This window comes from Mesorhizobium sp. WSM4906 (assembly GCF_029674625.1).
Lineage (GTDB): Bacteria > Pseudomonadota > Alphaproteobacteria > Rhizobiales > Rhizobiaceae > Mesorhizobium.
Genome location: NZ_CP121355.1, coordinates 5,548,056 through 5,562,872 on the forward strand (window position 1 = coordinate 5,548,056; position 14,817 = coordinate 5,562,872).

Below are 14,817 nucleotides of genomic sequence, written 5' to 3' on the forward strand. Positions count from 1 at the left end.
GTTGGCAATTGCCCTTCTACATGCCCTGATAGACAGGCCCCTCTCCGCCTTGTGGCGGCACCCAGTTGATGTTCTGGTTCGGGTCCTTGATATCGCATGTCTTGCAGTGGACGCAGTTCTGCGCGTTGATGACGAAGCGCACGTCCTTGGCGGACGGATCGGCGGCGGCGTTGCCGTCCTTGTCCACCCATTCATAGACGGCGGCCGGGCAATAGCGGGTCGACGGACCGGCGAAGACGTCGTGCTCGGAGCGCTGCTGCAGCGCCGCGTCGGCGACGATGAGATGCACCGGCTCGTTTTCCTCGTGATTGGTGTTGGACAAAAACACCGAGGAGAGCCGGTCGAAGGTCAAGACGCCATCCGGCTTGGGATAAGCGATCTTCTGATGCTTGGAGGCGGGTTCGAGCGTGGCGTAGTCGGCCTTGCCGTGCCTAAGCGTGCCGAAAGGCGAGAAGCCGAACAGCGTGTTCAGCCACATGTCGAGACCGCCGATGCCGACACCGACGATGGTGCCGAAGCGTGACCACAACGGCTTGACGTTGCGAACCTTCTTCAGGTCCTTGCCGATGTCGCTGCCACGCCAAGCCGCTTCGTAGGAGGTCAACTCGTCATTGGCACGGCCGGCGCCGATCGCCTCGGCAACATGCTCGGCCGCCAGCATGCCGGACAGCACCGCATTGTGCGAACCCTTGATACGCGGCACGTTGACGAAGCCGGCCGCGCAGCCCATCAGCACGCCGCCCGGGAACGACAGCTTCGGCACCGACTGCCAGCCGCCTTCGGTGATGGCGCGGGCGCCATAGCCGATCCGCTTGGCGCCCTCGAAGGTGCCTTTGATCGCCGGATGCGTCTTGAAGCGCTGGAATTCCTCGAAGGGCGAGAGATAAGGATTCTTGTAGTTCAGATGGACGACGAAGCCGACCGCCACCTGGTTGTCTTCGAGATGGTAGAGGAAAGAGCCGCCGCCGGTCTTCATGTCGAGCGGCCAGCCGAACGAATGCTGCACCAGCCCCGGCTTGTGGTTCTCCGGCTTGACCTGCCAGAGCTCCTTGAGGCCAATGCCATATTTGCCGGGTTCGCGGCCTTCGGAAAGTTTGTATTTGGCGATCAGTTGCTTGGCTAAAGAGCCGCGCGCGCCCTCGCCGATCAGCACATATTTGCCCATCAGCGCCATGCCGGGCGCGTAGGCCGGGCCGTGCGTGCCGTCCTTCTCGACGCCCATGTCGCCGGTGATGACGCCGGTGACGGCGCCGGCCTCGTCGTAGACGAGGCTGGCCGCGGCGAAGCCCGGATAGATCTCGACGCCGAGCGCCTCGGCCTTGGCCGCCAGCCAGCGGCAGACATTACCGAGCGAGACGATGTAGTTGCCGTGATTGTTCATCAGCGGCGGCATCAGGAAATTGGGCAGGCGGAACGAGCCGGCGGGACCGAGCACCAGGAAATGATCGTCGGTCACCGGCGTCTTGAACGGGTGCCCCTCCTCCTCGCGCCACCCAGGCAAAAGGCGGTCGATGCCGATCGGATCGACGACGGCGCCGGACAAAATGTGGGCGCCGACCTCGCCGCCCTTTTCCAGCACGACGACGGAAAGGTCGGGATTGAGCTGCTTCAGACGAATAGCCGCGGCAAGGCCGGCCGGACCGGCGCCGACGATCACCACGTCGAATTCCATGCTTTCGCGTTCGATATCGCTCATCGACCCCTCACTGGCTTGCCATATTCTTGCATTTTGCTGGCTCACGCGCTGCATAGCGCATCAATTCGCGACGCGAAACCGGCGCTGACGTGACAACGCCGATTTCGGCAAAAAGTCGCGGTTTTCCATACGAAACAGCCCTGGGACGGGCCACCGCAAAGCATAGGCCAGGGCCGTTCAGTTGGAAGGCCAGGCCTGTCCGGCACGTTTTTAATTGTTTGGCGGCTTGCTTATCGGCAATACTTGACCCCATGCGCACTCCCGAGCCATCCGGCTTTTCATTGAAGCGCTTACTCTTCACGCCCGGCGTGCTCTGCCGCGCGGTTCTTCCGCTCCTCTTTCTGATCGTTCCGGCGCAAGCCGATCCGCAGAAAGTCTGGGCGACCGGCGCCTACTCCTTTTCCGACGAGCTCGGCGGCTTCCGCATCACCAGGGTCTCCGGCATCGGCACCAAGGAGGACCCGCTGATCGTCACCGAGGAGCTGAATTCGGCGACACCGGTGACGCTGACCATCCGCGCGACCAGGCCGATCGAGGCCTTCGGCAAGGCCGGCGACGTCGCCAACGGCATCATGTACATGCGCATCGACGTGCTGAACAACAGCGCGCTTCCTTGGGTCGAGTTCCAGTTCGAGCTGCAGGAAATCCTCGACCAGCCAAGCGTGTTTGGCGACGGCCTGTCCTTCGACCAGCGCAACAAGAAGCCCGACAATATCGTCTCGAGCAATTTCGCCGATTTCGACCGCCAGTTCGAACCCTATGACCGGCTCTTGTTCAAGAACGGCAAGGTCGACCCGCTGAAGACGGCGACCTTCGAATTCCTGATCACCGACTACACGCCGCGCTGGACGTTTTTCCTGGTGCAGGATCCGCGCATACCCACGGGGTAAAGGTTGCAAATCTTCGCCTCGCGGACGATGGTGGCGCCATGACTGCCGCCTCCCCCAACAATCCGATCGATATTGCCGAGCTGCTGGCCTTCTATGCCGGCGCCGGCGTCGACGAGGCGCTCGAGGACGCGCCCGTCAACCGGTTCGCTGAGGCCCGGCCCAAGCAGGCCGAGTGCGCGCCGGCGCCGGTCGCGCCCGTCCGTGAAAACAGGCCTCAAGAAAGAGGGGCGGCTGAGCCAAGTCTCGACGCAGGCAGGGCGTCGGCGCGACCTGCGCCTTCGCTCGGGCTGGATGCGAGCGGGATACCGGACGCGCCGGCTCGCCCGATGCCCGCCACCGCCGCGGTGCCCGACGAGGCGCAGGCTTTGCTCGCGCGGCAACTCGCGGCGAGCGCCTCGACACTGGACGAGCTGCGCCAGCACATGGCGGCCTTCGACGGCTGCAACCTCAAATTCACCGCCAAGAACCTGGTCTTCGCCGACGGCAATCCGAATGCCGACCTGATGCTGGTCGGCGAAGCGCCGGGTCGTGACGAGGACCTCGAAGGCCTGCCCTTCGTCGGTCGCTCGGGCCGGCTGCTCGACCGCATGCTGGCGGCGATCGGGCTCGATCGGACCTCCGCCTACATCGCCAACGTCATTCCGTGGCGGCCGCCGGGCAACCGCACGCCGACGCCGCACGAAACGGAGATTTGCCGCCCGTTCATCGAAAGGCAGATCGAGCTGGTCAATCCGAAGGTGCTGGTCAATCTCGGCGGGCCTTCCGCCAAGACGCTGCTCAACACGACGGAGGGTATCCTGCGCCTGCGCGGCAACTGGCGCGTCCACACGACTGCGTCGGGCGTCGCCATTCCGGCCATGCCGACGCTGCATCCAGCCTATCTGCTCAGGACGCCGGCGCACAAGAAGCTGGCCTGGCGGGATTTCCTCGAGGTGAAGGCGAAGCTGAAGGCGTTGGGGTAAAGCTCCCCTTCTCCCCTTGTGGGAGAAGGTGGATTGTCGCGAAGCGACAAGACGGATGAGGGGTGTTCCAGCTTGGCGATGGCTTTCGTCACCAAGGTATTGGTGCCAAATATCCGCCGCCTCACTCCGTCCAGCACCCCTCATCCGTCGCCTTCGGCGACACCTTCTCCCACAAGGGGAGAAGGGGGAGCCATAACCTCCCAGGTAATTGAAACGCATCTCTCTCCGTCCTAGTCATCCCCCATGACCCCACCCGACATCTCAGCCGGCAGCCTCATTCGCGAATGGCGCACGCGCCGGCGCATGAGTCAGCTCGACCTCGCCATGGAAGCCGATATCTCGCAGCGGCATCTTTCCTTCGTCGAGAGCGGCCGCGCCCAGCCTTCGCGCGAGATGGTGCTGCATCTGGCCGAGCAGCTTGCGATCCCGCTGCGCCAACGCAACCAGCTTTTGCTTGCGGCCGGCTTCGCGCCGAGCTTCAGCGAAAGGCCACTTACCGATGCGACGCTGGCACCGGCGATGGCCGCGGTCGAGACGGTGCTTCGAGGCCACGAACCTTTCCCGGCGCTTGCCGTCGACCGGCACTGGAACCTCGTTTCCGCCAACGCGGCGATCGGCCCGTTCCTGGCCGATGTTTCCGAGCCGTCGCTGCTCAAACCGCCGGTCAATGTGCTGAGGCTCAGCCTGCATCCGGGCGGCGTCGCGCCGCGCATCGTCAATCTTGCCGAATGGCGGGCGCATCTGCTCGAACGCCTCAAGCATCAGAACGACGCCACCGGCGATCCGGCGCTGATCGAGCTGGAGCGCGAGCTGCGCGTCTATCCGTCCGGGCTGAAGAGCAGCAGGCCGTCGCCGGTCGAGCCGAGCGGCATCGTCCATCCGCTCAGGCTCGCGCATGGCGATCAGGTGCTGTCCTTCATCAGCACGATCACGGTGTTCGGCACGCCGCTCGACGTCACGCTGTCGGAACTGGCGATCGAATCCTTCTTCCCGGCCGACGAGCAGACACGGATGACGCTGGTGCGGCTGGCGAAAGAGCGGGCGACGTAGGCGTCTCAGCTGGACGCTGCTTTCAGACGTTCGGCAGGACGGAACTCGGCCTTTGCGGCGTTCTTTTTTAAACAGATCACCCCTGCGGCGGCGTGGCCCGCCTCGTGCGCGTGCGCTCGAGCCCGAGTTGCCGTTCGCGCCAGATGATGAAGATGCCGGCGGCCACCACGATCACGCCGCCAATCAGCGTATTGAGCGACGTCACGTCGCCGAAGACGAAATAGCCGACCACGACGCCGAGGATCATCGAGGTGTATTCGAAGGGCGCCACGACCGAGGCCTCGGCGTGGCGGTAGGCGGCCGTCATCAGGATCTGGCCGAGCCCGCCGCAGAAGCCGCCTATGACAAGGAGCGCGGCTTGCATCGGCGTCAGCGCCTGCCAGCCGAAAGGCAGAGTGAACAGCGCCAGCACGCTCGCGGTCGAGGAGAACCACAGCACGATGGTCGCCGTCTTTTCGGTCTGCACGAGGTTGCGCACCAGAAGCATCGCCACAGCCGAGATCGCCGCGGCGATCAGCGCCGCCATGACGCCCAGCACTTCCTGATCGTCAAGCGCCTCATCGGAATTCAAAAGCGTCAGTTCGGGCCAGGATATGATGAGCACGCCGACGAGACCGACGGCGACAGCGCTCCAGCGATAGACACGGATGGTCTCGCCGAGGAAGACCGAGGAGAACACCACCACCAGCAGCGGCTGGGCATAGTTCAGCGTGATCGCCTCCGGCAGCGGCAGCCTGGTCAGCGCGAAGAAGCCGAGGCTCATGGCGCCGACGCCGACGACGCCGCGCGCGATGTGGTTGAACGGCCGCTTCGTGGCGAAGGCCGTGGCCAGCTGTCCCTTGAACGCCAGGAAGCCGACGATCGGGAAAATGGCGAAGAAGGAGCGGAAGAAGACGATCTGCCCGGCGGGCACCTCGCCGGCCGCCTTGATGCAGGTCTGCATGCCGACGAAGACCGCCACGGAGACGATCTTCAGCGCAATGCCGCGCAGCGTGTCGTGGCCGACGGCGTGATCGACGGTCATCTTGCCTCGTGACGATGGTCGGAAACGAAGCCCAGAAATAGACCCCTGCGCAGTTTTGTCGAGTGACCGTTTCGTGTAAAGAGCGCGGACTTCAAAATTCTTAGGCCAGCAACAGACGCTGTCCGCTTGAAATCGACAGGAAAACCACGGAATGCGCACCGATACCGGCCATGTCTTCAAACTCGAAGACTACCGCCCCAGCGATTATCTCATTCCGCGGACCAGTCTCGATTTTAGCCTGTCACCGGATGCGACCCGCGTCACCGCCGTGCTGACCATCGAGCGGCGCGAAGGCGTGGCCGCTTCCGCACCGCTGGTGCTCGACGGCGACGGGCTGACGCTGATCAGCGTTGCCGTCGACGGGCATGCGCTGGCGCCGGCACAGTACCAGGCGACGCCTGACCTGTTGACCATTCCGACGCCGCCGGCGGCACGGCGCTTCGAGCTTCGCCTCGAGACCGAGATCGCGCCGTCCAAAAACGAGGCCCTGATGGGCCTCTATCGCTCCAACAACGTCTACTGCACGCAATGTGAGGCGGAGGGCTTCCGCCGCATCACCTATTTCCTCGACCGGCCCGACATCCTCTCCGTCTACACCGTGCGCATCGAGGCGCCCCACAACGAGGCGCCGCTTTTACTTTCCAACGGCAACCCCGTCGAAAGCGGCACGCTCGCAGACGGCAAGCACTTCGCCGTCTGGCACGACCCCTTCCCGAAACCCTCCTATCTCTTCGCGCTGGTGGCGGGCGCGCTCGGCAAGGTGGCGGGCAGCTTCACCACCATGTCCGGCCGCGAGGTCGCGCTCGGCATCTATGTCGAGCCCGGCAAGGAGCGGCTCGCCGGCTACGCGATGGACGCGCTGAAGCGCTCGATGAAATGGGACGAGGAAGCATTCGGCCGCGAATACGACCTCGACGTCTTCAGCATCGTCGCCGTGTCGGACTTCAACATGGGCGCGATGGAGAACAAGGGGCTCAACATCTTCAACGACAAATATGTGCTGGCCGACGAGGAAACCGCGACCGACGCCGACTTCGCCAATATCGAGGCGATCATCGCGCATGAATATTTTCACAATTGGACCGGCAATAGAATCACTTGCCGCGACTGGTTCCAGCTCTGCCTGAAGGAAGGGCTGACCGTCTACCGCGACCACGAATTCTCCGCCGACCAGCGTTCGCGCGCGGTGAAGCGCATCGCCGAGGTGCGCACGCTGCGCGCGCATCAGTTCCCCGAGGACCAGGGGCCGCTGGCGCATCCGGTGCGGCCGCGCCGCTACCGCGAGATCAACAACTTCTATACAGCGACCGTCTACGAGAAGGGCTCGGAAGTGGTGCGCATGATCCGCACCATTCTCGGTGCCGAACTCTTCCGCGCCGGCATGGACCTCTATTTCGAGCGGCATGACGGAGAGGCTGCAACCATCGAGGATTTCCTCAAAGTCTTCGAGGACGTTTCGGGCCGCGACCTCGCGCAGTTCGCGCTCTGGTACCACCAGGCCGGCACGCCGAACCTGACGGTGAGTTCCTCCTACAATGCGGCGGCCAAGGCGTTCACGCTGGAGATCGAACAATCGGTGCCGCCGACGCCGTCTGAAAGCCGGAAGCGGCTGATGCATATTCCGCTGGCCTTCGGCCTGGTCGGCGCGAGCGGCAAACCTGTCACTTGGGCGGCCGTCGACGGCGCCAGCGTGGAAAATGGCGTCATCCATGTTCGCAAGCGGCGGCACACGGTGCGCTTCTCGGGCGTTTCGGAGCGGCCTTCGGTCTCGCTCAACCGCGGCTTCTCGGCGCCGATCACGCTCTCGGTGCAGCAGAAGGCCGACGACCAGTTCTTCCTCGCCAGCCATGACAGCGACTCTTTCTCGCGTTGGCAGGCCTTCAACACACTGCTCACCGACGCGCTGATCGCGGCCTTTCGCCAGGTGCTTGGCGGCAAGGAGCCGGTCTTCGCGGAAAGGCTCGCCGAGCTTGCCGGCAGAATCGCCGGCGACGAGGCGCTGGAGCCGGCCTACCGGGCGCTGGCGCTGTCGCTGCCCGGCGAGGCCGACATCGCCCGCGACATCGGCAAGGGCATCGACCCCGACGCCATCTTCGCGGCCCGCGAGGCGCTGGCGCGGTCGATCGCCGCCGCAAACCGCGACACCTTCTCGGCGCTCTACGACAGCCTCGCCGACGAAGGTCCGTTCACGCCGGACGCGGCGAGCGCCGGGCGGCGGGCGCTGCGCAACATCCTGCTCGACTACCTGTCGTTGCTGCCCGAGGGCACGGCACTTGCCGCCGCGCATTTCGGCGCGGCAACCAACATGACCGACCGCGCCGCGGCGCTCACCGTGCTGGCGCACCGCCACGCCGGCTCTCCTGAAGCGGACGAGGCGCTGGCAAGCTTCGAAGCAAGATATCGCGGCGACGCGCTGGTGCTCGACAAATGGTTCCAGATCCAGGCCGGTGTGCCCGGAGCGCAGACCGTCGACAAGGTGCGTGCCCTGATGCAGCACCCTGCCTTCTCGATCGCCAACCCGAACCGGGTGCGCTCGCTGATCGGCACTTTTTCCAGCGCCAACCAGACCGGCTTCCACCGCGCCGACGGTCAAGGCTACCGCTTCTTTGCCGAGACCGTGCTGGAGGTGGAGAAACGCAACCCGCAAGTGGCGGCAAGGCTGGCGACGGCGCTGCGGTCCTGGCGCTCGCTGGAGCCGATCCGGCAGGACAAGGCAAGGCAGGCGCTGCTGCAGATGGCGAACGCCGAGGACCTGTCGGCCGATCTGCGCGACATCGTGGAGCGCACGCTGGCGTGACGTCCTCTCCTTCTCCCCTTGTGGGAGAAGGTGGATCGGCGCGCAGCGCCGAGACGGTTGATGGGTGTTGGAAGGAATGAGACGTCGGTGTTTACTGGAACACCCCTCATCCGGCCGAGCTTTGCTCGGCCACCTTCTCCCACAAGGGGAGAAGGCAAAAGCGACGAATTTCAATCAACTTTTAATCTTTTTTGGCCCTGCCTCTGGACAAGGCGAATCACCTTTGATTCTTTACTGACGATTCGGGCGTGCGGCGTAGCCGGGTCGTCAAGTATGCGGCAAATCGGGGAGTGCCATTTATGGCCAAGACGGACGCGTGGGGCGCGCCCGGAGGAAAGGCTTTTGCGCGTCGCGAAGCAAGGGGCGACGGGCTTGCCGGCAATGCACGTCTGATCGCCGAACCCGCCTACCAGCGGCTGCTGGCGGCGGAGCCGCTGCTGCGCCGCTCGATCCCGGCGCTGATCATCATCTTCCTGATCGTCATCGCAGCCCTTCGCTTCCTGTCGCTGGTGAACGAGCGCGACGAGGTCGAGCGCGACGCCAAGGCGGTGCTGGCTTTGGCCGCCGGCCAGATGGCGCAGGCGATCACGGCGGATCCGAATGCCGCCGGCGCCAATGCCATGGATCTTCTGGAAAACACCAGCCGCCAAGGCGCCATGAGCCGCAGCCATGTGCTGGCGATCACCGACGGCGCCTTCAAGATCATCGCCGTATCGCCGTTGTCGACCGGCTGGCAGGGACGCTCGCTGGACAGCCTCGTGCTCGGCGGCCAGCCGCTGTTCATGTTCGGCGACCGCGCCGGCGTGATGGATGTCGGCATCGGCGGCAAGGACTGGTTCGCCGCCGTCAGCCTCACGGGCGACCGCAAGAATGCCGCGGCGGTGCTCGTGCCCAAGGAGGCGGTATTCGAAGGCTGGCGCAAGACGGTGTCGCTCAACGTCACGCTGTTCGTGCTGACGGCCGGCGTGCTGATCGTCATCCTCTATGCCTATTTCGGCCAGGCGGCGCGCGCCCAGGCAGCCGACCGCATCTATCTCGAGGCGCATCAGCGCATCGACATGGCGCTGGTGCGCGGCCGCTGCGGCCTGTGGGACTGGGACATGGTGCGCGGCAAGATGTACTGGTCGCGCTCGATGTACGACATGCTGGGCTACGAGCCCTGCGATACGATGCTGTCGTTCGGCGAGGTCGACGAAATCATCCATCCCGACGACGGCGATCTCTTCGAGCTCGCCAACCGCATCGTCGAGCGCGAGATCGACCATATCGACCAGGTGTTCCGCATGCGCCATGCCGATGGGCAATGGGTGTGGATGCGCGCCCGTGCCCAGGTGATCGATCCGGAAGCGCCCGAGATCCAGCTGATCGGCATCGCCGTCGACGTCACCGAGCAACGGCATCTGGCGCTGCGCTCGGAAGCGGCGGACATGCGGCTCAGGACAGCGATCGAAAACATCAACGAGTCCTTCGTGCTGTGGGACGCCGCCGAGCGGCTGATCATGTGCAACTCCAAATTCCAGAAGGACAACGGGCTCTCGGACCGCGACGTGGTGCCGGGCGCGACCCGCGACATGCTGGAGGAGCGGATGCTCGCCTTCGCCTCGGAGCGCAGGCTGGCCAACGCCAATGGGCCACATGGCGGCATCACGATTGAAAGGCAGCTGGCGGATGGCCGCTGGCTTCAAGTCAACGAGCTCAGGACCAGGGACGGCGGCATCGTTTCGGTCGGCTCCGACATCACCCAGATCAAGCTGCATCAGGAAAAGCTGGTTGACAGCGAACGGCGCCTGATGGCGACCATCCACGACCTCAGCCTCGCCCGCCGCGCCGAGGAGGAACGCGCCAAGGAATTGGTCGAGCTCAACCGCAAATACATGAAGGAGACGGAGCGCGCCGAGGCGGCCAACCGGGCGAAATCCGAATTCCTCGCCAACATGTCGCATGAGTTGCGCACGCCGCTCAACGCCATCATCGGCTTTTCCGAACTGATGGAACAGCGACTGTTCGGGCCGCTCGGCTCCGAACGCTACGAGGAATATGCCAGCGACATCAACGGCAGCGGCAAATATCTGCTCGGGGTCATCAACGACATACTCGACATGTCGAAGATCGAGGCCGGCCAGTTCTCGCTCGACCGCGAGGAGATCGACCTCTGCCCGCTGATCAAGGAGACGGTGCGCGTCATCTCGCTGCAGGCGGCGGAAAAGTCGATCACGGTGGAAACGCGCATCGCCGACTCCATGCGGCTCTACGCCGACCGCCGCGCGATCAAGCAGATCGCCATCAACCTGCTCTCCAATGCGGTGAAATTCACCGGACAGGGCGGCAAGATCACGGTCAGGGCGCGCAGCGCGTCCGGCGCGCTGGTGCTCACCATCGAGGACAATGGCTGCGGCATCCCGAAACAGGCGCTGAGCAAGCTCGGCCGGCCGTTCGAGCAGGTGCAGAACCAGTTCTCCAAGAACCACACCGGCTCGGGCCTCGGGCTGGCCATCTCGCGCTCGCTGGCCGAATTGCAGGGCGGCGCGCTGAAAATCCGCTCCACCGAAGGCGTCGGCACCATCGTGTCAGTGCGCATCCCGCTGAAGAAGGCACCGGCTTCGGTGAAGGCCGCGGCCTGAGGGCCGCTGCGGTAACTGCACGATCAAAGCGCGATGTCATTCTTGAAAAAGTCATCTATTTTATCTATTTTGGATAAAGAGGTGGCTTATGATGCGTGTGACATCGACGGAATTCCAACAGAATGTTGGTCGTTTTCAGGATGCCGCTCAGCGAGCGCCGGTCGCCATAACGAAGAACGGCCGAACTCATACCGTGCTCCTGTCGGCGGCAATGTTCGAAGTGCTGGTCAAGGGACGGGTCGCTCGTCCGGTTGAGGAACTGGACGACGAGACGCTGAGAGCCATCGCAGAAAGCGCAGTCCCATCCCAGTTTGATGAGCTGGATGAAATGCTCAAAGACTGGACGCCGTGAGCCTGCCCAAGCCTGTTCCCGGCCTGGTGATTTCCTACTCCTACCTCTGGTCGCGCGAGCACAAGGACGGCGCTGAAGAGGGGCGAAAGAACCGACCATGCGCCATTGTCGCTGCGCGTCGGATCGTGGAGGGGCGCGAGGTCGTGACGGTGGTTCCGATCACGCATTCCGTCCCGGCTGATCCTGGCGATGCAATAGAGATGCCGGCGCCTCTCAAGGCTTACCTTGGGTTCGACGACATGCCATCATGGGTCGTGGTGAGCCAAACCAACGATTTCCTCTGGCCGGGTCCCGACCTCAGACCCATTCCGGGAAGCAGTCCCTCCCGCTTTCACTACGGTATGCTGCCGCCCCGCTTCTATGCCTATCTCCGCGATCGGCTCCTGCAGGCGCATGCGCGCCGCAGGCTCCGCCGAGTTCAACGCACCGAATAGTCGCGCGGCCTCACGGCTCCTAGCCCACCGCCGCTCCCCGCACGAAGCAGAAGGTCGAAATCCTCGCGGACCTTGCGCGACGTCTCCTTCAGATGTGCTTCCAGCACGCCGAAATCCGGCAGGTCGGTGGCCGCCAGCAGCAGATCCGAAAGTCCCGGCGGGACATCGTCGCGCTGGAATTCGCCGGTAAGGCAGAGCCTGATCATCTGGGTCAGCGCCTGATAGAGCCGCCAGGCCTCGCAGAGCTCCTGCCGGACATCGGGCGCCGCGAAACCGGGGGCCAGCCGCGCCAGCACTTCCGCCGTCGCCGTCGCCCGCAGGCTGGGTTCGATCGCGCCGGTGATGACGGCGACCTGGGCGATGAATTCGAGATCGATGAGGCCGCCCGGGATCAGCTTGATGTCCCAGAGATCGCGCGGCGGCTTCTCCTTCTCGATCAGCGCCCGCATCTCCGATGCTTCCGCCTTCACCTTGGCGCCGTCGCGCGGCTGGGCGAGCACCGCCGCGACATCCTCCTCGACCTCGGCGCAGAGTTCGGTATCGCCGCCGATCGCGCGAGCCCTTGCCAGCGCCATGTGTTCCCAGGTCCAGGCGTCCTGGCGCTGATATTTCTTGAAGGCGTCGACATGCGTGGCGACCGGCCCCTTGTTGCCGGAGGGACGCAGGCGAAGGTCGAGCTCGTAAAGCACGCCTTCGGCCGTTGGCGCCGAGACCGCGGCGATCAGACGCTGGGTCATGCGGGTGTAGTAATGCGAGGGCGCCAGCGGCTTCTCGCCGTCGGATTCCTCCGCATCGGCATCATGATCGTAGAGCAGGATGAGATCGACATCCGAGCCGGCGGTGAGCTCGCGGCTGCCGAGTTTGCCCATGCCGAGCAGCGCCACCCTGGCCCCGGCGATCCTGCCGTGGCGCAGCGCGAATTCGGCGATCACGGCATGAAGCGCAGCCTCGATGGTGAGATCGGCGAGATCGGAGAAGGCACGGCCGGCCCGAGCGGGATCGATGGAGCCCGCAAGCAGGCGCACGCCGATCAGGAATTTTTGCTCGGAGGCGAAGATGCGCAGGCGGTCGAGCACATCCTCATAGGCGCGGTCGCCCTCGATGAAAGCCGCAAGACGCGCCGAGAGATAGGCACGGTCCGGCAGTTCAGTGAGCAGCGCCGGATCGAGCAGGCCGTCGAAGACATGCGGCCGGCGCGTGATGATGGCGGCGAGCCGCGGCGCGCCGCCCATGATCGTCGCCATCAGCTTGAGCAGCGCCGGATTGGACTGCAGCAACGAGAAGAGCTGGATACCGGCCGGCAGCCCGGCGAGAAACTCGTCGAAGCGGATCAATGCCTCGTCGGCGCGGCGCGTCTGGCCGAAGGCCTTGAGCAGCGCCGGCGTCAGTTCGGTCAGCCGCTCGCGCGCTTCCGCCGATTGGGTGACGCGGTAGCGGCCGAAATGCCAGCCGCGGATGACGCGACAGATGTCGCTCGGGCGCTGGAAGCCGAGGCCATGCAAGGTCCGCAGCGTGTCGGGGTCGTCGACATCGCCGGTGAATACAAGGTTGCCGACGCCCGCCGACAGTTCGGGCGCTGTCTCGAACAGCGCCGCATAGTGGCGCTCGACCTGCTGCAGCGAGGCGCGAAAGGCTTTGGCAAACTCCGCCTCGCCGGCAAAGCCCAGCATCAGCGCTATGCGCTCCAATTCCTCATCATCGTCAGGCAGGACATGCGTCTGCTCGTCGGCCACCATCTGGATGGCGTGCTCGACACGGCGCAGGAACCAGTATTGCCGCGTAAGGGCATCGCGCGCATCGGCGGTGATCCAGCCGCGCGCGGCGAGCGCACCCAGCATCGGTACCGTCTCGCGGCCGCGCAATTCCGGAAAGCGGCCACCGGCAATCAGCTGCTGCGTCTGGACGAAAAACTCGATTTCGCGGATGCCGCCGCGGCCGAGCTTGACGTTGTGGCCCTTCACCGCGATCTCGCCATGTCCCTTGTGGGCATGGATCTGGCGTTTGATCGAATGGACGTCGGCGATCGCAGCGTAGTCCATGTATTTTCGCCAGACATAGGGCTGCAATTCCTTGAGGAAGGCCGAGCCCGCGGCAAGGTCGCCCGCCACCGGCCGCGCCTTGATCATGGCGGCGCGCTCCCAGTTCTGGCCGCGCGCCTCGTAATAGCGCAGCGCCGCCTCGACCGGGATCGCCAGCGGCGTCGAGCCGGGATCCGGCCGGAGCCTCAGATCGGTGCGGAAGACGTAACCGTGCTCGGTGCGGTCCTGCAGGATGCGCACGAGCCGGCGGGTGAGGCGCGAGAAGAGCTCCGTCGCGTCGAGCGGATCGATGACGGCCGACGCTTCCGGATCGAAGAAGACGACAAGATCGATGTCGGAAGAGAAGTTCAGCTCATGCGCGCCGAGCTTGCCCATGCCGAGCAGGACCCAGCCCGAGCCGCGCGCGGGGTGTTTCGGATCAGGCAGCTTGAGCTTGCCCTGCCCATGCACGTCGAGCAGTAGGAAATCGACGGCGGCGCGTGTTGCGGCGTCGGCAAGGTCGCTGAGGCGGCGCACGGTCAGCGCCGTCTCGGCTTCGCCGGAAAGATCTGCCAGCGCGATCAGGAAATGCGCCTCGGCCTTGAACTGCCTGAGCGCCATCATCAGGCTCGATTCCGAAACATTCTCGGCCCGCGCCGCGCGATCGATCGCCTCGCCGATGTCGCTGAGCCGCGCTTCGATCGTCTGATCGAACAGCGTGTCGAGAACGGCCGGCCGGCGGCGCGCCGTGTCGCGCAGGAACGGCGACAAGTCGAAGATCGCGGCGAGCAAATCCTGCTGCGGCCCCTTGTCCGCCAGGAACGCGGCGAGACGCGCAAGGCCGTCTTCCTCGGCGGCATCGGCGATCTCGGATAGTTCCCGCCGGGCGTGGTCGCCATCCAGCGGGCGAAGCGCCAGCGCCGGTCGGAGTTGCCATTCGGTTTCGATCTTCTTCTTTGCCATCCTCGCCGCC

At 64.8% G+C, this 14,817-nt stretch carries 10 protein-coding genes; 7 read left to right on the forward strand and 3 right to left on the reverse strand.

Annotation, left to right across the window (positions count from 1 at the left end; genetic code table 11):
- Positions 1-16 precede the first annotated feature (16 nt).
- Positions 17-1,696, reverse strand: coding sequence for an electron transfer flavoprotein-ubiquinone oxidoreductase (locus QAZ22_RS26985; RefSeq protein WP_278203814.1), 1,680 nt, complete (start codon positions 1,694-1,696; stop codon positions 17-19).
- 251 nt (positions 1,697-1,947) lie between these two features.
- Here QAZ22_RS26985 and QAZ22_RS26990 point away from each other — a divergent pair, with 251 nt between their 5' ends.
- From QAZ22_RS26990 to QAZ22_RS27000, 3 genes are all read left to right on the forward strand, one after another.
- Entirely contained in the window at positions 1,948-2,586 is a 639-nt protein-coding gene (locus tag QAZ22_RS26990) for a hypothetical protein (RefSeq protein ID WP_278203816.1), read from the forward strand.
- Positions 2,587-2,624: 38 nt separating this feature from the next.
- Positions 2,625-3,548, forward strand: a complete 924-nt coding sequence (locus QAZ22_RS26995; protein WP_278203818.1) for a uracil-DNA glycosylase family protein — start codon at positions 2,625-2,627, stop codon at positions 3,546-3,548.
- A gap of 243 nt (positions 3,549-3,791) precedes the next feature.
- Positions 3,792-4,598, forward strand: coding sequence for a helix-turn-helix transcriptional regulator (locus QAZ22_RS27000; protein WP_278203820.1), 807 nt, complete (start codon positions 3,792-3,794; stop codon positions 4,596-4,598).
- Positions 4,599-4,674: 76 nt separating this feature from the next.
- Here the strand turns inward: QAZ22_RS27000 and QAZ22_RS27005 are convergent, their stop codons facing one another.
- A complete protein-coding gene (locus QAZ22_RS27005) occupies positions 4,675-5,622 on the reverse strand; it encodes a DMT family transporter (RefSeq protein ID WP_278203821.1) in 948 nt (315 codons plus the stop codon).
- Between the two features lie 151 nt (positions 5,623-5,773).
- Between QAZ22_RS27005 and pepN the strand changes: the two genes are divergently transcribed.
- The 4 genes from pepN (at position 5,774) to QAZ22_RS27025 (ending at position 11,826) form a co-directional block, all read left to right on the forward strand.
- Positions 5,774-8,419, forward strand: coding sequence for an aminopeptidase N (gene pepN / locus QAZ22_RS27010; protein ID WP_278203822.1), 2,646 nt, complete (start codon positions 5,774-5,776; stop codon positions 8,417-8,419).
- Positions 8,420-8,718: 299 nt separating this feature from the next.
- Positions 8,719-11,040, forward strand: a complete 2,322-nt coding sequence (locus QAZ22_RS27015) for a PAS domain-containing sensor histidine kinase (protein WP_278203823.1) — start codon at positions 8,719-8,721, stop codon at positions 11,038-11,040.
- Between the two features lie 88 nt (positions 11,041-11,128).
- Positions 11,129-11,392, forward strand: a complete 264-nt coding sequence (locus QAZ22_RS27020; protein ID WP_278203825.1) for a type II toxin-antitoxin system prevent-host-death family antitoxin — start codon at positions 11,129-11,131, stop codon at positions 11,390-11,392.
- Positions 11,389-11,826, forward strand: a complete 438-nt coding sequence (locus tag QAZ22_RS27025) for a hypothetical protein (RefSeq protein ID WP_278203826.1) — start codon at positions 11,389-11,391, stop codon at positions 11,824-11,826. The genes QAZ22_RS27020 and QAZ22_RS27025 overlap by 4 nt, the downstream gene beginning before the upstream one ends.
- On the opposite strand, the gene QAZ22_RS27030 is transcribed toward QAZ22_RS27025, so the two are convergent.
- The gene (locus tag QAZ22_RS27030; RefSeq protein ID WP_278203827.1) at positions 11,811-14,807 is read right to left on the reverse strand and encodes a bifunctional [glutamine synthetase] adenylyltransferase/[glutamine synthetase]-adenylyl-L-tyrosine phosphorylase; all 2,997 of its coding nucleotides are present in this window, start codon (positions 14,805-14,807) and stop codon (positions 11,811-11,813) included. The genes QAZ22_RS27025 and QAZ22_RS27030 overlap by 16 nt on opposite strands.
- Positions 14,808-14,817: the final 10 nt, after the last annotated feature.

What these genes read in the sequence shown, in the direction of transcription:
- QAZ22_RS27005 (WP_278203821.1), bottom strand. Translation starts at nt 5,622, where the DNA reads ATGACCGTCGATCACGCCGTCGGCCACGACACGCTGCGCGGCATTGCG.
- QAZ22_RS27030 (WP_278203827.1), bottom strand. Translation starts at nt 14,807, where the DNA reads ATGGCAAAGAAGAAGATCGAAACCGAATGGCAACTCCGACCGGCGCTG.
- QAZ22_RS27020 (WP_278203825.1), top strand. Translation starts at nt 11,129, where the DNA reads ATGATGCGTGTGACATCGACGGAATTCCAACAGAATGTTGGTCGTTTT.
- QAZ22_RS26985 (WP_278203814.1), bottom strand. Translation starts at nt 1,696, where the DNA reads ATGAGCGATATCGAACGCGAAAGCATGGAATTCGACGTGGTGATCGTC.
- QAZ22_RS26990 (WP_278203816.1), top strand. Translation starts at nt 1,948, where the DNA reads ATGCGCACTCCCGAGCCATCCGGCTTTTCATTGAAGCGCTTACTCTTC.
- QAZ22_RS27000 (WP_278203820.1), top strand. Translation starts at nt 3,792, where the DNA reads ATGACCCCACCCGACATCTCAGCCGGCAGCCTCATTCGCGAATGGCGC.
- QAZ22_RS27015 (WP_278203823.1), top strand. Translation starts at nt 8,719, where the DNA reads ATGGCCAAGACGGACGCGTGGGGCGCGCCCGGAGGAAAGGCTTTTGCG.
- QAZ22_RS26995 (WP_278203818.1), top strand. Translation starts at nt 2,625, where the DNA reads ATGACTGCCGCCTCCCCCAACAATCCGATCGATATTGCCGAGCTGCTG.
- pepN (WP_278203822.1), top strand. Translation starts at nt 5,774, where the DNA reads ATGCGCACCGATACCGGCCATGTCTTCAAACTCGAAGACTACCGCCCC.